Source organism: Rhodococcus sp. APC 3903 (genome assembly GCF_030407755.1).
In the GTDB taxonomy this organism is placed as follows: Bacteria; Actinomycetota; Actinomycetes; order Mycobacteriales; family Mycobacteriaceae; genus Rhodococcus_F; species Rhodococcus_F erythropolis.
The window spans coordinates 39289-56693 of sequence record NZ_JASDCV010000024.1; the positions used below are offsets into that span (position 1 = coordinate 39289).

At 61.8% G+C, this 17405-nt stretch carries 24 protein-coding genes; 11 read left to right on the forward strand and 13 right to left on the reverse strand.

The features are described from left to right. Positions 1–499: 499 nt before the first annotated feature. The 4 genes from QMA15_RS26745 to QMA15_RS26760 all read right to left on the reverse strand — a co-directional run bounded on the left by QMA15_RS26745 (position 500) and on the right by QMA15_RS26760 (position 3203). Positions 500–1024 (reverse strand): sigma-70 family RNA polymerase sigma factor, encoded by a 525-nt coding sequence (locus QMA15_RS26745; protein WP_211922009.1) that lies wholly within the window; start codon positions 1022–1024, stop codon positions 500–502. A 141-nt stretch (positions 1025–1165) separates the two neighbouring features. Then, positions 1166–1510, reverse strand: coding sequence for a hypothetical protein (locus tag QMA15_RS26750; protein ID WP_290287242.1), 345 nt, complete (start codon positions 1508–1510; stop codon positions 1166–1168). A 38-nt stretch (positions 1511–1548) separates the two neighbouring features. After that, positions 1549–2487, reverse strand: a complete 939-nt coding sequence (locus QMA15_RS26755; protein ID WP_290287244.1) for a C39 family peptidase — start codon at positions 2485–2487, stop codon at positions 1549–1551. Positions 2488–2567: 80 nt separating this feature from the next. After that, positions 2568–3203: a hypothetical protein gene (locus QMA15_RS26760; protein ID WP_070386665.1), complete on the reverse strand. Its 636-nt coding sequence runs from the start codon at positions 3201–3203 to the stop codon at positions 2568–2570. Between the two features lie 800 nt (positions 3204–4003). Here QMA15_RS26760 and QMA15_RS26765 point away from each other — a divergent pair. Then, on the forward strand, positions 4004–4153 hold the full coding sequence (locus QMA15_RS26765) for a hypothetical protein (protein ID WP_290287247.1): 150 nt from the start codon (positions 4004–4006) through the stop codon (positions 4151–4153). A 66-nt stretch (positions 4154–4219) separates the two neighbouring features. On the opposite strand, the gene QMA15_RS26770 is transcribed toward QMA15_RS26765, so the two are convergent. The 7 genes from QMA15_RS26770 to QMA15_RS26800 form a co-directional block, all read right to left on the reverse strand. Continuing rightward, the gene (locus QMA15_RS26770) at positions 4220–4411 is read right to left on the reverse strand and encodes a hypothetical protein (protein ID WP_290287249.1); all 192 of its coding nucleotides are present in this window, start codon (positions 4409–4411) and stop codon (positions 4220–4222) included. A 463-nt stretch (positions 4412–4874) separates the two neighbouring features. Further along, positions 4875–5120 carry a DUF2283 domain-containing protein gene (locus QMA15_RS26775; RefSeq protein ID WP_290287250.1) on the reverse strand — a complete coding sequence of 82 codons (246 nt, stop codon included), beginning with the start codon at positions 5118–5120 and terminating at the stop codon, positions 4875–4877. A 61-nt stretch (positions 5121–5181) separates the two neighbouring features. Continuing rightward, the gene (locus QMA15_RS26780; RefSeq protein ID WP_290287252.1) at positions 5182–6234 is read right to left on the reverse strand and encodes a hypothetical protein; all 1053 of its coding nucleotides are present in this window, start codon (positions 6232–6234) and stop codon (positions 5182–5184) included. Positions 6235–6345: 111 nt separating this feature from the next. Continuing rightward, complete coding sequence (locus tag QMA15_RS26785) at positions 6346–6513, reverse strand: hypothetical protein (protein WP_290287253.1); 168 nt, start codon at positions 6511–6513, stop codon at positions 6346–6348. 24 nt (positions 6514–6537) lie between these two features. After that, positions 6538–6783 (reverse strand): hypothetical protein, encoded by a 246-nt coding sequence (locus QMA15_RS26790; RefSeq protein WP_290287255.1) that lies wholly within the window; start codon positions 6781–6783, stop codon positions 6538–6540. Between the two features lie 281 nt (positions 6784–7064). Beyond that, positions 7065–7739, reverse strand: a complete 675-nt coding sequence (locus tag QMA15_RS26795) for a hypothetical protein (RefSeq protein WP_290287257.1) — start codon at positions 7737–7739, stop codon at positions 7065–7067. 67 nt (positions 7740–7806) lie between these two features. After that, positions 7807–8400: a hypothetical protein gene (locus QMA15_RS26800; RefSeq protein WP_290287259.1), complete on the reverse strand. Its 594-nt coding sequence runs from the start codon at positions 8398–8400 to the stop codon at positions 7807–7809. Between the two features lie 232 nt (positions 8401–8632). Between QMA15_RS26800 and QMA15_RS26805 the strand changes: the two genes are divergently transcribed. Next, the gene (locus tag QMA15_RS26805) at positions 8633–8989 is read left to right on the forward strand and encodes an Lsr2 family protein (RefSeq protein ID WP_047269234.1); all 357 of its coding nucleotides are present in this window, start codon (positions 8633–8635) and stop codon (positions 8987–8989) included. Positions 8990–9538: 549 nt separating this feature from the next. Here the strand turns inward: QMA15_RS26805 and QMA15_RS26810 are convergent. Both QMA15_RS26810 and QMA15_RS26815 read right to left on the reverse strand, forming a co-directional pair. Next, positions 9539–9853 carry a hypothetical protein gene (locus tag QMA15_RS26810; protein WP_290287264.1) on the reverse strand — a complete coding sequence of 105 codons (315 nt, stop codon included), beginning with the start codon at positions 9851–9853 and terminating at the stop codon, positions 9539–9541. A 103-nt stretch (positions 9854–9956) separates the two neighbouring features. Next, positions 9957–10352: a DUF6188 family protein gene (locus QMA15_RS26815; RefSeq protein WP_290287342.1), complete on the reverse strand. Its 396-nt coding sequence runs from the start codon at positions 10350–10352 to the stop codon at positions 9957–9959. A gap of 78 nt (positions 10353–10430) precedes the next feature. Here QMA15_RS26815 and QMA15_RS26820 point away from each other — a divergent pair, with 78 nt between their 5' ends. From QMA15_RS26820 to QMA15_RS26860, 9 genes are all read left to right on the forward strand, one after another. Next, on the forward strand, positions 10431–10781 hold the full coding sequence (locus tag QMA15_RS26820) for a hypothetical protein (RefSeq protein WP_290287266.1): 351 nt from the start codon (positions 10431–10433) through the stop codon (positions 10779–10781). A gap of 495 nt (positions 10782–11276) precedes the next feature. Continuing rightward, positions 11277–11477, forward strand: coding sequence for a hypothetical protein (locus tag QMA15_RS26825; protein WP_290287268.1), 201 nt, complete (start codon positions 11277–11279; stop codon positions 11475–11477). Beyond that, a complete protein-coding gene (locus QMA15_RS26830; RefSeq protein WP_290287269.1) occupies positions 11474–11809 on the forward strand; it encodes a hypothetical protein in 336 nt (111 codons plus the stop codon). The genes QMA15_RS26825 and QMA15_RS26830 overlap by 4 nt, the downstream gene beginning before the upstream one ends. A 380-nt stretch (positions 11810–12189) precedes the next feature. Continuing rightward, positions 12190–12792, forward strand: a complete 603-nt coding sequence (locus QMA15_RS26835) for an MspA family porin (protein WP_356702482.1) — start codon at positions 12190–12192, stop codon at positions 12790–12792. A 120-nt stretch (positions 12793–12912) separates the two neighbouring features. Continuing rightward, the gene (locus QMA15_RS26840; RefSeq protein WP_069147201.1) at positions 12913–13317 is read left to right on the forward strand and encodes a hypothetical protein; all 405 of its coding nucleotides are present in this window, start codon (positions 12913–12915) and stop codon (positions 13315–13317) included. Between the two features lie 118 nt (positions 13318–13435). Then, positions 13436–13831: a hypothetical protein gene (locus QMA15_RS26845; RefSeq protein WP_290287272.1), complete on the forward strand. Its 396-nt coding sequence runs from the start codon at positions 13436–13438 to the stop codon at positions 13829–13831. After that, the gene (locus tag QMA15_RS26850) at positions 13828–16044 is read left to right on the forward strand and encodes a hypothetical protein (protein ID WP_290287274.1); all 2217 of its coding nucleotides are present in this window, start codon (positions 13828–13830) and stop codon (positions 16042–16044) included. Before QMA15_RS26845 ends, QMA15_RS26850 begins: the two co-directional genes overlap by 4 nt. Next, positions 16044–16586, forward strand: a complete 543-nt coding sequence (locus QMA15_RS26855; protein WP_290287347.1) for a hypothetical protein — start codon at positions 16044–16046, stop codon at positions 16584–16586. The genes QMA15_RS26850 and QMA15_RS26855 overlap by 1 nt, the downstream gene beginning before the upstream one ends. Then, a complete protein-coding gene (locus QMA15_RS26860; RefSeq protein ID WP_290287344.1) occupies positions 16583–16963 on the forward strand; it encodes a tyrosine-type recombinase/integrase in 381 nt (126 codons plus the stop codon). The genes QMA15_RS26855 and QMA15_RS26860 overlap by 4 nt, the downstream gene beginning before the upstream one ends. Positions 16964–17405: the final 442 nt, after the last annotated feature.

Genomic DNA, 17405 nt, shown 5'->3' on the forward strand with positions numbered 1-17405 from the left:
CGGATATTGGTTTCGAGGTGACGGGGGCACAGACTCACTGGGGGTGAAGAATGCGAGCCGACCTCCGCCACGACACAGCTTCAACTATTCGGGGTGTTTGCGTTGCCGCCGGGCACCATGGGTGCCGAGAACAATCTACACAGTCACAGCTGCTCCGGATGAGCCGTGATGCTGCCTCAGGGACACGGTGATGCAGGCGGGGGTGTCAGCAAAAGAACTTATCGTCCTTCACATTTCGCGGCAGCAGCGATGCGGTGGTGTGCCGAAAGTGCAATGGCTTCGCGTTCAACGGTTGATCAGTGAACGAAGATAGAGGGGAACCTCATTAGTCATCGATGCCGTCGACCCATTTGTTCTTCCTGGCCAGAACACCCGAACGGCCCGGACACAGATCGGCATGACGATCGTCGCGGTGCCGTTCACTCCGAGCTAGTCGGGTACATCCGACCCGGGCGCGAGGATTCTTCGGGCAGGGACAGCCCCCTTGGCGAAATGGCGGTCAGCGGGTGGGCGCGAGCGCGGTGACGAGTTGTTTCCGGGCGCGGTTGATGCGGCTTTTCACTGTCTGGACGCCGACACCTTGATGTTCGGCGATGTCCGCATAGGAAAGTTCAGCGAATTCGCGGAGCACGATCGCGACCCTGAAATCTTCCGGAAGCTCAGCAAGGGCTGTACGGACCGCGTCGACGTCGGCGACGCGGTCTGCAGTCAGCGAGGCGGGGTCGTGCAGTTCGACGAGATCGTCCGGTGCAGTCGGGTCTGGGGTGCGCCGTCGAATTGTTGCCAAGGCGGCGTTCGCGGCGATGCGGTGCAGCCAGGTGCTGAATCTGGCGTCTCCGCGGAAGCGGTGCAGGTTCTGCCATGCCGCGGTGATGGCGTCCTGGAATGCGTCCTCCGCGTCGTGATGGTTCCCGGTGATCTGCAGGCATACAGCCCACGCGTGGGTGCGATGTCTGCCGACCAATTCACCGAAGGCGCGGCTGTCGCCTTCGCGGCACAGCTGTAGTAGCGCAGTGTCGTCCATCGGTCCCCTCGGTTAGTCAGCGGTCAGAATATATGCCACAGGTTGCCGAGGCACGACACGGCCGATCGCCTGTCCTTTTTGTGAGGATTCAGTCGGCGCGAGAGACGTCCTGGGTGGCTGACGCCGCGGGCGGCGCTGATGTCACACGCCGTCTCCGAGATCGATGTCATCGTCGATGTCCTCGTCGTCGCTGTCGTCGGGGACATCAAAGTCTCCGAAGTGCTCGAGGTCCGGGTGAGCATCGCCGCTGTCGCTGCTCTCGGTGTCGTCGTCGAACGTCCCGATGTAGTCAACATCGTTTCCGGGGCGCACGGTGTCGTCCATCGGAGGGGCGAGTGTGTCGTCGGTAGGGGCGCTGTCGGGGTCGAGCGCATGCACGAGAGCCGCGGACCACACGTCTTCGGGCGGTTCCGGCAGCAACGACTCGCGTGGAATGCCGAGTTCGTCGAACAGACTGCCTTCGTCACCGGACATTGCGGATCTCACTTTCTCTGATCATTCGGCCGCGGCGTGCGTGCGGTGAGTCATCGATGCGTCAGGGTAATGATCGCCCACGGCCTCGGAGCCAACGCAGCGACGGTCGGATCTACGGTGGAATCGGCGAGGTCAGCATCCGGAGCATCGGCAACGAGCATCTCGTGCCCGGAGTCGGACCACGCATCCTCGAACCTGTCGATGGGCACCTCGAGTTGGTTGCCGTCGGGATGGCCAGGGTCGGAGAGGATGACCACGCCACGTTCGGTGTCGATGCCGGCGACCACGAGAGCATGATCCGGGGTGTCGTCTTCGACGGTTTCCTCACCGGGATACCAGATCTCACCGGAATCGACCATCGTGACCACCCCGTACCCGTCGGACAGTTTCTCTTCCAGATCGCTGATCGAACTGCTTTCGAGATGGCACGGCACCCCTTGGTCCTCCATGAGGATTTCCATGCTCTTCGACGTCATCCCTTGCGACGGATCACCGTTCGGGAACAAACCGAGCTCGAGTGCACGATCGACGAGCTGCTGCGGGTCGCTGATGTCGAGGCCCGTGTATTCGGAAACGATCTGAGCAACAGAGGACGGGCCGCAGTATCCGTCGACCTCCTGGTAAAACCAATCCGCCGTCCATGCGGTGGGCGTTCCGTATGTTCCGTCGTCAGGGGCTGGGGTTTCGTCGGTCTCTGGCGCCGGTGCCTCGGACGGGTCGGGAAGTGAGGCATCGTCACGAGGCGGGGTCGGAGCGGGCGGCTCGGGCGACGGTTCGATGTCTATGTCAAATTCGGGGACAGTCATCGTAGGCATGGCTGGCATCGCATTCGGACTTGGTACCGCGTCCGGATCGTCGTCCCACATGGTCGGCATCGCAGGCATGTCGATCCCTGCACTGTCCCCGAGGAAATCGGCCCCGTCATCCGTCGGCGTCGGGTCGCCGGCGTAATCGGTGTCGGCTAGGTCGGTGCCGAAATTCTCGTCCATGTCTTTCCCATCAGATGTCGGCACCGAAGTGCGAATAACGAATTGCCCTGCAGAACAGCGAAACCGAAATCAGACTTCAGTCAGAGATCTATCGCGTCGGGAGCTGGTGGCGCCGTGTCAGGGGTCTCGGCGGGATCAGTGAAATCGGGGACCGGATTCCACTCACCGGTCTGCCCTGGATCAGTGACGAACTCGTCGGCATAGCCGTCGCCGTCCACGTCGATGCCCGCGAAGTCGAGAATTCCGTCACCGTTGGTGTCCACGATGACGGTGTCTACTCGGCCGTCGCCATCGGAATCGAAGTCCGCTTCGTCTGCGAGACCGTCGAAGTTGGTATCGAGGACGACCCCGTCGATGCGGCCGTCGTTGTCGACGTCGATCTGGGTGATGTCGGCGTAACCGTCGCCGTTGCTGTCGATATCGATCACATCGAAACGTCCATCACCCGCTGTGGATGTTTCCACCACATCCGCCACACCATCACCGTCGAGATCGTGCGTGATCTGATCGACGTCACCGTCACCGTCAAGATCGATCTCGATGGTGTCGACGATGCCGTCGCCGTCGAGGTCGCGTGCCGAATCGTAGCCGTTTTCGGCGCCGGAACCTGATGTCGGAACAGAGGATGGGGTGGCCGTCTCGGTGCCGGTGAACTGGGCATCTTCAGGGTTGCCGTTGACCTGAGGGTTGATGGAGATGTCGTTCGGAGTAGCCATCGCAGAAGTCCCTTTCGCTGTGGTGACGCAGCGACCGTTCGCTGGTGTCGACAATCAGATGCACCACAGCCACAGAATGTTCCCGACGAGATGAAACTGGTTGATCCTGCCGAGTGACTGACCTTGAAACGTGCAGCTTTGAACATCGGGCGGGGGATGTGCTCGCGCGATCAGCGTCATTGGACTCGTGCCGCTTTGCGCGACCAAGTGACCAACCTGACGGCGGTCGTGGCACTGGAGTCGGTGCAGTGCAGCTGAGGAAACCGATGGGCGTCGATGGTTTCGGCGCCCCGGACGATGAGTTGCCGTGGGACGGAAGACCGCCGCGATGCGGTTCTTCACGGTGGAGGCCCGGGTGTGCAGAATCCGGGGCGCAGGGGCCGGAGTGCAGGAGGTTCTCGTATTCGAAATGGGGTGCAAGCGGTGTCGACGAACGTCGGCATCGGGGCGCTGGTATCGGCTTCACAGGGGTGTCGAGATTCGATGGTGGTCGCCCAGCGCGGGGGTGGTCAACCCGACTGAACGAATTCGACGAGGTTGGCGCCTGGGGCTCCGTCCGTGAAAGAGCAGTGCGAATGCAAACATGCGCGTCCGCGCCACACCTAAGCGTTCGTATGACCCTCGCTGCTTGTCGAGGTCGATCGGGCGTTGCTATGTCGATTCGCGCTATCCACCTCACCCCGGGCACCCCGCGGGTAGACCTGTCCCGTCGGATCAATTTCTTGGACAGGTGCTTCGAGCGTCATCCTGACTTCATCCTGCGAAGAATATTCCATGGTGTACCCAAGCCGGTGCCCAAAGTGCGTGACCCTTTCCTCGACCACAGCAAGATCCCCGACAAGCAGATCGGCAAAGGGTATGGCGAGGACCCCCAGAAGGCTCTACGCGCGATCATCAACGCGGATCGCTCTGTACAACAGAACATTTCCGCCGCACCCCTGGCAGACTAGACCTCTCGCCGAATCGTCAACAACAACACCACTTGTCTGCATCCGCAGGGGCAACGCGGCCATCCGTCACCCTGCGGTCACGGCAGACAGAAGATGGGCCGAGGGCAACGATTTCCCCGTCGAGGACGTCTTCTCGATGATCGAGCACTGAACGAAGCCCGTCGACGGCTCGGGGAACGTGGCGCTGAAGTTGTTGCCGTTGCGCGACCGCAGTGCCGGCGGTTTGGCACCCGGTGGTGGCGATGGCTCTGACTCCATTGACTCGAATCCCCAGCACTCCCCGGTTGGGGGAGGCCCGAGCTGGCGAGCATCGACGCACTGGCTTTCCGATGGCGGCACTCATGGCTCTACTGTGCGCGGTTTCGACCGTTTTTCGGAGGTTGAGGCGATGGTCAAATGAGTGAGCCTGCAGAACCGGATGAGACTTGAGGGTGGAGTCCGGCCCCGGCCATGGGGCCAGGCCGGAACGGTGATGATGAAGGATGGTCAGTGCGCGTACTGGTACAACGATGGCGCGGAGTTGATCATGACGAGGATGTCGGAGCGCCCGGCAGCGACGTAGCCGGCAGCAGTTCACCAGATCAGGTCGCCACACGATCAATCTGCAAGGTTCTTGCAGGTCAAGACCTTGGCTCTCGCTGTGGTCTGGTCAGTGTGGCGACCTGATTCTCGTCGCATGGCAGAGAGTAGTACGTGGGCCCGACATCTGCGATGCAGAGATCTAGGGGCCGGTCTCCGGTTGCTCGATCGGGGAGAGCGCGGACGCGTGCAGGAGGGACGAGGCTCCGAGTAGTTCGATACCGAGGAGCCGTCCGTCTCTGTCGTAGTCGAGGATGATCTGACCGTCAGAGCCGTCGCAGTGCACGTGCTGCTGGCGGACCGCGTCTCCGTTTGCCCGGTCGGAGGCCACATAGATGTATGAAGCGTCGGCATCAGCGTCGTATGTTGCCGCGAATGTCAGATGCATGTCGAGAGGATAGTTCTGGGCGGAGCGTGGGGCGACTTGACGCTGTGGCCATGCCTGTACTTCAACACGTGAAGTGCCGGCACATATCCTCGTCGAGCGCGGGTTCATCCAAATCAGTTGGGACCGTTGAAGAATCCTCGGTGAGGATGTCCCCGTCTTTGAGTCCACTGTCTCTCAGCTTCTTTTTCATCTTCAAAGATGAATGCACGTAGGGCAGGGCGGATCGCGGATCGGTGTCGTAGTCCTCTTCGTTCCCGCCCAAGAACACGAAGACGCGCGGCGTGATGCATTGTCCGACATCCAGGCTGGATAAACCGGCCCGTTGCAGCCAGAAGGCAAATTGGTCCAGTGCGCAGCCGTTCAAGATGGTTCCATCTGCGATTCTCAGCAGAAGAAGCCCGTACGGTAGCAGTTCCTCTGCGATGCCTCGGGCGGGATCGTAAATGTAGACCATTGTTTCAGGTTTGTTCTGAGTCAGCTTGTCGAGGATGAAGAACTGGATGCCACGCCAGTCCTGGGCGAAGCAGTACATACGAGGGTGGTCGAAGTGATGGGATAGCAGGTCAGAAAGCCGATCCGAGATCGACTCGTCGTAGACCTGGAACGCCCCACTTCCCAAGGAGAGAGACGTTTTTCCGCTGGGAGTGCCACCGGTACCCGTGGATGAGTCCTCACTGTTGCGGTTCTGTAGGGGCATTTCTTCGGCCTGTGGGGCGCTTGGAAACGCTGGGCCCTGCACCAGAGCTATCCACTTACAGGCCGAACACCACAGCTCATAGCTGATGTCTCCGTCCGCAGTGGAAAGGGGTTCGTCGAAGGGAATCCACTCGACCGTCAAATCTCGTTGATTGCAGTTCGGGCACCGAATTCTTTCGAAGGATCCTTCCCGGATTCTGGCTGCGACGAAGTCCGGCACCGGCACTGGCGTCGTACGGGCCTCATGGCTCGGAGGCGCAGTGGGAAGTTGCGTATCGCCCACATGCGATCGATCGAGAGGTGGCGTGGGCGGGAGGTCGGGCCACCGATCAGGTATCGAGGGGCGATACATGTCGCGGGAGCCTTTGCGGACGAGGTAGATGAGCAGAGCCACCGTCCCCGCGATGATGATCAGCACGGCTGTTTCTCCGTTCGCTGGGGGACCGGGGGAGGACTCGCTATCACGGAGTCGTCGGTTTCGAGGCTGTTAGTCACAGACGGCACGTTGTTGGGCGCTCGCGCGTAGTGGTCAGATCAGTAAGCCGAGCGTCAGAAGCGTGAACGCGAGCACTGCGGTACTGGTGGCGGCGCCGGTGAGCGTCCGGCGTCCCGTGAAAGCCAGCGACGTCACCTGCAGCGCCAAAGAGACTAATCCGGTGCCGGCGGCGGTAAGCAGGACAAGTTGGGGCACGGCCACGGCAGAGTCCAATCATGTTCATTGTCAACGGAACAACGATCCGATGACACCGCCGACGACGTCGGCGACGAAGTCCACGACTGTTTCGGCGATGCGTTCTGCGAAGCGGCGCAGTCGACCGGGATGTGAGGTGGCCATGTCGTCGGTGCCTGTGAGGGATTCAGAGGACGCGGGGGAGGGTGATGGAGGCGCAGCGCTGCCGGGCTCCGCTACGGCGACTCGATCCGATTGTCGTTCCGCCGGCTGCTGTTTCGCGGACATGGGGTTCACGCGGCATGTGCGGGCTCCTTCTGTCGGCGATCGCCCCGGTGCAGCCGGTTGAGGGGCCGCGGGGTTTCGTTACCGACAGTCAACGCTCATTTGTGAATATTCAGCAATCATTTTGTGAAGTTCGAGAGTGAAATCACACAAGACTGAAAGCGTTCTTGTTCTTCGAGAATTTTGCAGCACGCGACAACCAGCGTAGGTCGTCGAGGTCAGGTGAGCACCGTCAGGGTTATGTCATGGTTACCCGTCGGGCGCCCCCAGATTTGGCGGGGAGTTGTGTGGTTTCATGCGCCGAGTCCGACGTTGGTCCAGATGTCGAGGTAGGTGGAGTAGTCAACGAAGTACGGGGGCTCGTCTGACGACCACACCCCTCTGACGTTCTCCCCGTCGATGTGCAGGCAGAGGTATCCGCCGCCGCCGGAGCGGAAGGTGGCGACGCAGCGCGAGGAGTCGGGGTACTCGTCGGGGGAGAGACCGTCCAGGATTCCCCATTCGAAGGCGTCGGTGCGAAACATCTCGCGCAGTGGCAGAGGCCCGACGGTTTTCCCAGCGATGTAGTACCAGCCGTTGTGAAGGTGGGTGTAGAACTGTGTGAGGCTTGCCGGAAAGTGGTGCCACAGTGCCGGGACGTCGTCGTTCTCGGTGACCGGCCGCCCACCGAGGTAGTACATGTCGTCGCCGTCGGCGGCTGTTATCCGGTACAGGAGAAACCACTCACCCCGCGATTTGAGCAAGGCGACGTCGGCGAGACTGGCAGTGATCGTCGTGTAGGTGTCGGACATGATCGGTCGGCCGAAGTGGTTCCACCGCTTCAAGACTTCTGATACGCGCCATGCACGGTCCCCGGCGAGTGCGTGCAGCCAGTGCTCCGGTAGCTGTCGGCGGTCCGGCATTGTGAGGTCGTCGAGTGCAATCAACTCGGGTGCGGCGACAAATCTCGCAACATGCTCCAGATCCACTTTCCTCCATCTGCGACGTCGAGTTACCTGTCGCTGTTCGGCATTGACCGGAACGCTTCTCGGCCACTCATTGCTGACGTGGCCGCCTGTTGGGTTGGTGGTCCTTGTCCCAGGTGTAGTGGAGGAAGGGCCGCACGTGGGCAAAGGTGGTGATGACTTGGTGGACTATTCGCTCGATCGCGGCCGCGCCGTGCAGCGGGGAACCCTCCGAACTGCCCAGTTCCCCTTCGCAGATCACGCCGGCGGCAGATTGGATCTCCAGCACTGCGCTGTCCGCGACTTTCAGTCCGTAGCCCCTGGCAGTCTCCATCTCGGTGGTGGGGTCTCGATGCACGTAGGTGCTTGTCAGTCGTCCAGGTGTGGGGAGAAGCACGATGCCATCCTCGACTGCTTGTGCGATCACCACCTCGGCAAGCTCAACAGATGGAGCAAACGGAATATACGGGATCTCGCCGCGTACGTACGCGGCTTCCAGTTCCTCTGGCGAGGCGTCTACAAGGCCGGCTGGGAGCCAGGTACGCGCCCACTGCGACACATCGCTCACAATCAGGAAGGGCCATGTGCGGGAATTGAACTCGGCTTCCGCCTGTAACCACGCTACGGCTTGACGCTCGTAGAACTGTGTGAGCGCGGTGGGAACCTCAGGCGTCTCGACATGCACCTGCCCCGACCCCTGTGGTTCTACCGGCCGCTGTCTCCGTTGAAACCATCTCCGCACCGACGAGCCCATCAGTCGAGTAAAGCACCATTGCCTCCCGGCCTGGCCAGGCGGTGCTGTCGGGGCGGGGCAGGGGTAACTCTCGGTGTCTCGAGGTCGTCTCGGTGCCGACACAAGGGTTGCTAGGGTTACCCGGTCATTGGAGAGATTCCTATCGTATTGGAGACGATGTTGCATGGCTGAGAGAGTGATTCGCCAACTTATCGACGATCTCGACGGTAAGCCGATCGACGACGGATTCGGCGAACGCATCCAATTCTCGTATCAGGGGTCGGACTACCTGATCGATCTGCGGCCGACGAACGTCGACAAGTTCAACGCCGCTCTCGAGCCTTTCGTGAAGGTCGCCGAGAAAGTCGGAAAAGCACGCCGCGGCAGTAAAGCTGATGTGACGGCGAAGGATACCGGTTCAGGTCGCTCGAAAGAGCAGTTGCAGGCAGTGCGGGACTGGGCAGTCAAGAACGGCTACGACGTGGCACCGCGGGGACGGGTCAAAGCGGAGATCCTCGACGCCTTCGACGCCGCGCACTGAATTCGATCCGTTTGAGACGACACGACATTCAACACTGATACGAAAGCGGGTGTGAGGGGAAGCGTTTCCCGCACACCCGTATCTTCCTAACCCGGCGTGGATTCCGCCACCGGCCGTCAGCTGTTGCGAACTGCGGGTTCTTCCAACAGAAAACACCCACGCATTACTCATTTTCTGCGGTCGAAGGACGTCGAAACGCATCGCCGTCTGCGCTCGGCCGCCGACTGCCACTGCGAACAGCAGAGATTAGACGCAGTCATCTCCGGGTACAGTTCCGCAAGCAGCCTGCGGAGTGCGCGCATACACAATCCAGTCGGTCCACCGTCGACGTCTTGCGCTCATTCTGCAGGCTGCACCCGCAACTGTCAGTGCAGATCATTCCCCGAGTTCCCTTGCCGGCGAGTAGGCCCGGCAACGGAAGCATCGTCGACGGCAGTCCATAGGTCACTCCTCGTTGAGCCAGACACCGTCTGTGGCTTGAATCTTGCGGATCATCTAGGGACCTGCGGTCTATCGAACCTGCTGATCGCCAGCAGTATCGGCGACGGCTCAGGTGGAATGCAGCGACTGGAATGTGGTCACGAACGCATCGATGGTTTCGCACACTTCGGCCTCGTCTTGCGGTGCGCGGCTCGGGTCATCGTGTCGTAGAGCGTTCATGATTTCGATCTGCCCCCATGCCCAGCGTAGGTCTTCGTGGCGATCGTGTTGTTCGTGCTCGTACTTGTCGAGGATCGATTCGTAGACGGTTACCAAGGCGTGCAGGGAAGTTCGGCCGTGATCGTAGTCGTCGGCTACCTCGAGGATCAGAGTGTGAAGATCTGGTGATTCGGGTGAAGGATCGTGCGGGTTGACCGAAGTCATGAGTATTGTCCTCGCGATTGACGGTCAGGAAGTTTCCGGCGGGGATGAAGTGTGCGACAAATTTGTGGTCTCAGGAGTAGTGCTCGGGCGTCGGTCCCGGTATTCATGGATAGCCATGTCCGTTGGTGCTGGGCCAGTTCCACGCTGCGATCGTGCCGCCAGGTGTCGAGACGACGAGCACGTTCCCGGGTGCGGAGACGTTCCAACTTTCGAAATCCGGCGACGGTGGCACCGACAGTACGGTCCCGGTGTCGAACAGTACGACGAGTGATCCGTCTGCGGTGCAGGTGCTGAGTTCGATTGTCGCGCCGGTCAGTTCCGCTGCGATGTCTGTTCCGGATGCAGGTGCCGGAAGGCTGATGGTGACTTCGGTGTCGTCGGGAAGGGTGAGGACGGGGTTCTCCTCGACGAAGTATCGAACGTGCGCGTCAGTTTCGAACTGTAGGGCGTGACCGACCTCGGTGCGGACAACCCGCTGTCCGGTACCTGGAAGATTCATCGCGTTCACGTCAGAAGGATATGACGGCACTCTCGGCAACACCGCCCCGACGGTCAGCGGCAGGCATACTTAGGCGCCATGAGCTATAACCTGGCGTTCTGGGCCGGAGGCGATGATCTCGACCCCGGCAGCGTCTACACGCGTCTGAACGACGAGCAACACGTCGACAGCGTCGACATGGTGGACCGCGACCGTGTCTTGCGGTTGTTTGCGGAGGATCTCCCAGGCTGGACGTGGGACGGGCAGTTCCTGCCCCCGCCGGGGTCTGACCCCGAAGGAACGCCGGCCTACGACGTATCCATCGGTGAGCAGTTGGTCGAGTTCATCGGCTACAAATTCCGAGGAGAGCATGCAAACGAGATCATCGGCGCGATGCACTCACTCGGCTACCGCCTCTACGACCCGCAGATCCTCGAACGATTCGCCTGAGTCCCGACGGGAGAGATTGAAGTTCAGCCTTCGCAGGTCGCCGTGTTGTTGTGGCACGCGGCCGCATGAGCGGCGAAATAACAGCTCGCTTGGGGGACTGCGAGCGTCAGGGCACACCGACTACACCAGGCTCTCTTGGCGGCGGCCGATGTTCTGGAGGCGACTACAATGGCGATCTCACCTTCGTACGGAGATGGCGCCGACAAGGGCGCCTGACCCTCAACCCGGATGTCTACGTCAGCTGCATGGACACTCGTGAAGCGTGGAGCCTGCATTTCTGTCACGAAAATTGCGGACGAGCTAGACGGAGAAGATCCGGAAGTACACCGGAAAATTGGGGGAGCGAAACCTCCAGCCCTCCTTGTGGATCCGGGGTAACGCGACGAGGCGAGAAATGAGCATCGAATACGGCGAGGAGCGATGCTGATCAGCGTTCGGTGCCGCCGTGATCATCGACCTGCGAGGTTTCTGGTGTTTCTCCCATAGGGTGCGGATATGACGCCTGTGGATGAGGAGAAGGTCTTGGTGACCGTGGGGCAGATGGCGAGTGGGAGTGTTTTCCGCGCTCGTCTGAATGAACTTTTCGCCGATGCGGGCCCGAATCTCACCAACGCCGCAGTTGTGCGCGGCCTTCTCGACCACGGTTGCCGGATCTTGAAGCCGTACCTCCCCAGCTACGTCACGGGCACCGCGTGAGCCCGTCCGACGAGGTCGTGACTGCGCTCGCGGCATTCTTCGGCGTCTCGCGTGGCTACTTTTTCACCGACTCTGTCGCGGGCGGTGATGTTCACGTCGAGGATGCCGAGATTGTCGAGCGCCTCGACGACACGGTGCACAAAGCTCTGCTGCCGGCAGCGAACGGTCACTCCGCGCCGTCGCTGGAACTGCTTTTGGATATGGCTACCAAGCTCCGCCTCTCCGAGGGCCGCCTGGGGGTGCCTGCGGATTCACCGTTCTATGTACGGTTGGTAGAAGCGGCCCTTCGGTCTCGCCATTCCGCGTCGCAGCCGCAGATCAGGCACTCGTGAGCCTTTTCCGCGGACCGGTTGCCGGAATGTCACTGAATTCGTTTGAGTCGTCACCAATTCGTGATCGTGAGTCCCGTCACGCAGCGCAAGCGAACAAACCGCCTGGTCCGAGTGTTCCGGAAATGTTGCTGTAACGCCGGGTACGACTTTTGGTGCGCTGAGTCGGATATCGGGGGCTGGTCGGGCATCCGTGTCGTGTTGTAGCGTCCCGGTCAGACGTTCAGCTAAGTTTCGGCAATCGATCGGGTTGCTGGACTTTTTACTCACCCACAGGGAGACCGACCATGGCCACCACGACCGTCGAGACCGCTCAGGCCCGAGTAGGAAAGCACCGTATCGGTAAGGCTGTGGGTTCCTATGCTGCGGTGTCGGCCGTGCTGATGGCGGGTTCTCTCGCGTTCGCCGGCGGCGCGTCGGCGACCCCGACGGCGCTGCCGGACAAGTTTGCTAGCACGGTCACCGACGACGGGTGGACGCTCGATCTGGCGGCTACCAAACTTTCGGCGAACCCGGTCCCGAACCTGGCGACGACGGCGTTCACGCGTGAGGGGTTCGTGTCGGCGAAGGTCACCGGCACCATCTCTGGAGCAGGTGATTCTGCGGCGAAGACGGGCTATGTCGAGCAGGGGTTGCAGATCGGTTGCCAAATCGATGTGTCCTCCGGACTCGGCGTGGGACTTGGTTTTTCCCTCGGCCCGTCCGTCGGGGTCAGCATTTCGGGGGTTCCGTCGGCGAACGTCGGCGTGAACGCCTCGGTGAACCCGAGCATCCAGACCACCATCGCACCGGGCACGATCACCACGATCCCGCTCGGGAAGAAGGACCTCGAGGCTGCGAAAGCCTCGATCACGGCGGAGAACGTGCACGTCAAGGTCGATGCGTGCATGGGTCCGGTCACGATCCGTTCGTACGCGCAGTTCGCGGTGTCGACGGCGACGGCCGATAACAGTGTGTTCGTGTACTCCGATCCCACCTGGCTCTGACGCAGGGACTGTCGTCAGCGGTATTCCGCGCCCGCAATCGCATATCTCGGTTGCCGTGCTGGTCCGCCGTTGGCGCTGTTACCCAACACTTTCCACTTTTCCATCCATCAAAGGAGCATCATGTCTTTGACTCGCACGAAGAAAATCGCAGCCACGACCGCGGCTGCATCACTCGCTGTCGGCGGGATTCTGCTCGCTACCGCCCCGGCCGCAATGGCTGCTCCCGTGATGTTCGAGGGGCCGGTTCCGGCGCAGTACGGTGCACCGGTGGTGCAGGTTCCCCTGGGCCACGCCTTGACCGTGGCGGCCCGCGACAGTGGAATCGTGACGGCACTCTCGAACGCGAACGTCATGATTCCCGTTCCCGGGTGGGAGACCGTGATCGACGTGTCGGCTGATGTCCTGGCGCGCCGGACGGCAATTGCTGCCCAGTATCCGAACGGGTGCGCCTCATTCCAGTTCTATCTCCCGCCGGCAGGTGGGTGGCTCGCCGGAGCTACCTCGTACGTCAACTGCCCCTGGTAGAGCGCACCCTCTTCCTGTCCACTGCTGCATCTCCTCCCGGTGACCGCCCGTTCCTAGGGCGGTGTCGGGTATCTCGAGTCCCGCGTTTTTAGTTGGCGGGGAAAGGCATTCACCTCCGATGACCACCTCACCGAACGCCCCGATGACCTCACCCACCCGCCGCGACATCACGGCAGAGAACGCGCTGCCCTACATCCCGCCTGGATCGGGGCGGGATTCGTCCACCGAACCCGTCCGCTCTCGCACCGAATCCTCGAAACAGGAATGGGATCGTGACAGTGAACTGAGTCAGACCTCGAAGGCTGTGATCGCGACTGTCTTCGGGCTCGCGTTGTTGATCGCGGCGTTTGCGGTGATCGGACGCCTCGGTGGATGGGCCGCCGATTACGGGACGATTCTGGTGTATCTGGCATTCTTTCTGTGGATGTCGATCGCAGGACGGGTGTTCTGGTTGGGCGCAGACACACTCATCGCCGAATTTCGGAAGAAGTCGAACACGGGTGATCGCCAGTGAAGCCCACACAGACACCCGCTGCCACACTGAGGCTGCGCAGGTCGCTGGCGGGGGTGCTTGCTGCCGGCGCACTACTGACCGGGACAGCTGGTGTGATCGGTGCGGGTATCGCATTGACCGCAGGGACTGCGGCTGCGGGGCCGGCGGAGGATTGCGCTGCGGTACGGGCACGTGATCATCAGATCTACCTGAATCTGATCGCGTCGCTGCCACCTGGTGCACCGATTCCGCCGGAGTACATCAACCCGTGTCTGACGGCACCGTCCACGACGTCGACCGTCGCCCCGACGACCACAGTCGGACTACCGGGTGCGCAAGCTCCGGGCGGCGGGCCGAACGTCGGGGCCAATGCCCCGACGAATTTCCCCACCTACAACGGCACCCCTATCGTCCCGGTTCCTACGATCGAGGTTCCGCCCATTGCTTCCGAGTCCCCGACCTCGGAAACCGGTGCCGGCGCACCCCCTGATGCGTCGCCGCCGCAGGTTCCCTCACCCACATCCGCACTCAACCCCATCCCGGGTGAGGGAACCACCCCCGACCGCAGCCCCGGACCCTTCCCTGCAGCGTCACCGAATACTGTTCCCGGACAGCCGGAATCGACTCCGACGGTGGCGACCTCGGGGCTCGACGAAGGCGACGGACGTGACCGTTACCTCGAACTTGTGTTGGTCGGCGCCGCAGGTTTCACTGCCGCCGGTATCGGAGTGCGGGGGAGGCCCGGACCGTTCAGTGCGCGTGAGAGCGGGAAGGTCACTCCGCTACCGCAGACGTCGATGAGCGGTCTCGGATCGGGTGGGATCTTCCGTCCGGGGTACGAGGAATTGACGGTGGTGTGGCCTGGCGGTGCGGAGCAGACGTTCGATCTTCTCAACGGGCCGGAATCACCTCGTGAGTACTACTTCCCGAAGAAGGTTCCGCCAGGTGGTCATATGAGTGTCAACGCAGACGGCTCCGCTGACATCCTCGACGTGAACGGCGCTGTGGTCTCGCATGAGGCTCCGCCGTGGGCGTACGACGCTCTGGGCCGTCCGGTGCCGACATGGTACGAGGTCGCCGACGACGGAACCACCCTGATTCAGCACATCGAACCCGGACCGGATGTGCTGTATCCGATCTTCGCGGACGGCCTCGACGGCGGCACCAACGAGGCCACCGGGCATCAGATCTCTGCCGTCGAACTGCCGAACGGGCAGGAAGCGATCACGGGACAGCCCGGCGGTATCGCGGTGGTGGGCACCCCGGATGACGGGCACTCGGCGTACGTGCCGAACCCGGAGACGATGAAGCCGGATGTCCCGATGACTGTCGATCAAGGTGACGGCACCACCAACAAGTACACCAAACCTGGTGATTCGGCCGGTGCAGGGTTGGAGGTCACGAACGTGCCCACCACGCAGGCGCTGGACACGATGGCCGCTGAGCAGGAGCACGCGAACCAGGAGGCCGCGGCCGCGGCCGAGCAGGCGGCCATCGACCGCGAAATACTCGAAGTCGAACGCGAGACAAGTGAACAGGAGGACGAACCGGGTCTGGCGCGGCGGGTATGGGACAACGTCTGGGATTTCGGCGACGAAGCCCTCGATGTCACCGGCGACGCTGCCGGGGCCTTCGCGCAGGCGATGCTCGACAATCCGGCCGCCGCCGCATCGATTGTCGGTGGAATGATCCTGGCCGGTCTGGGCGGCACGGTGGAGGGCGGGGGCGTCTTGCTCGATGCGACCGGTATCGGACTACCGGCCGGGTTGGCGCTCAACGCTGTTGGTGCCGCGGCGATCGCAGGCGGCGCCGCCTTCGCGGGTGCTGGGATGGCCGAGGTCGCCCCCGACATCGCAACCAACTTCGAGGCCCGCCGCTCCGGGAATGGGACTTCCGGTAATTCGGGCAGTACCCCGAAACCGAGTCCTAGCGCGCAAACCGCACCCAATGGGGAGATGCTAGGCCAGAGCGGAACACAACTACCCGGCAGCAGAACCATGACCGACAAGATTCCACCGAACGGCCCGTACTATCGGATCGATATCGAAAACCCTGCCCCAGGCGTGCGGGCTGGACAGATGCACTTGCAGGATGATCGCGGTGGGAAGTACTACTACAACTTCAACACCCAAGAATTCGAAGGCGCACCCCAGTCTTTGATCAAGAAGATCCAGGGCGACAACGCCTACCAGAACGCGTTGAACAAAGGCGCACGCTTCCTAGGAGTGAACTGATGTTGGTCGAAAGCAAGCCCTGGCCGAGTATGCCTGCCCTCGACCTGGAAGTTCACGCGCCTCGGCTGGTCACGGGGCAGGAGATTCGTGTCATTGGAGTTTCCTTCGGCTCAGAAGGTGATTCCCTTGTCATCGATGCCCTTCTATGTGGTGCGCCCAGAATCTTGTTCAACGTGGCGTCGATGCCGTTGGCAGTGGTGTCCAAGGAATCGGATGGGCATCCGATCGTCTATGGCGTCGACGGAATGCTCCCCGACGGCGGTATCGACGAAATCCCCCCATTGCCGGGGCTTCCCGACGGGCCGATGTCCTTGTACCGCGCTGGGCTTGTGTTGGGCGGCGACTTCCGCGTCCAAGCCCAGACCCACCGTGTGGTGGACGGGATCGTGTACTTCTCGCTGCACTGCCGCATCGAGAACGGGGCGCTGGTGAACTACGACGTCGCCTCCGTCGCGGTCGATCTCATCCGCCGCCGTCCCGACGATGCACTCGACATCAACGTCGTCGACACCACCGACGCCGGAGACACCCACGCGCAATAGTCCCAGATTGGCCCCCGAAAACTGTTGCGACGGAGCATTTTCGATCTGATTCCACACCGTGGACCCGTTTCCGTGCGACCGATCCCCTGTTCGTCGGCCCGGACGGTGACCGCGTGTCGAGATCACTGGTGCAGTACCGAACCAAACGGGCGTACACCCGGGCAGGTATTGAGGACCAGAAGGTTCGCGGAGCGCTTGTGCACCAGTTGCGGCACACCTTCGCCACTGGCCTTGCCGACCAGGGTGTCTCGGTTTACGAATTGCGTCAGATGCTCGGGCATTCGTCGATTCAAACGACGTCTCGCTACACCGCGGCGGCCGGACAGGAGACCCGCACAGCCGCAGCCGCAAACCCCGTCTACAGAATGCTCGAGTAGCCCGCCGACAGCCACCTCGCGCTGGGTTCGAATATCGCGGACCTGGAGGGACGCCGGCAAAGACTAAGACGGGCAGCCCTTCCGTGCAGATCAGTCAGATTCGACAAGAGTCGTTCGCGATCGCATGCGCCGTACAACATTTAGCCTCAGCCCATTTGGAATCTTCCCGTACCGGTCCAACGGCGACAAGCTGGGCACAATGAGCAAGCAGGCGCAGCATAAGTCGAAGACCGACACCAAGACAGACCGCAAACTGCAGACAGCAGGTCCTCGCAGAGCATCGCCACCGACATGAAGGAGTCCGAGTTGCGCGCACAATGCACTCAGAACTCCGTGGAATATGCACCGGACCGACTGCAGCGATGATCTGCCACGGAGCCATCGAGGCGGCTCGTGGGGCTACAGTAACCCGGCCACCAGGGAGCGCCGTGGATAAGCGGTC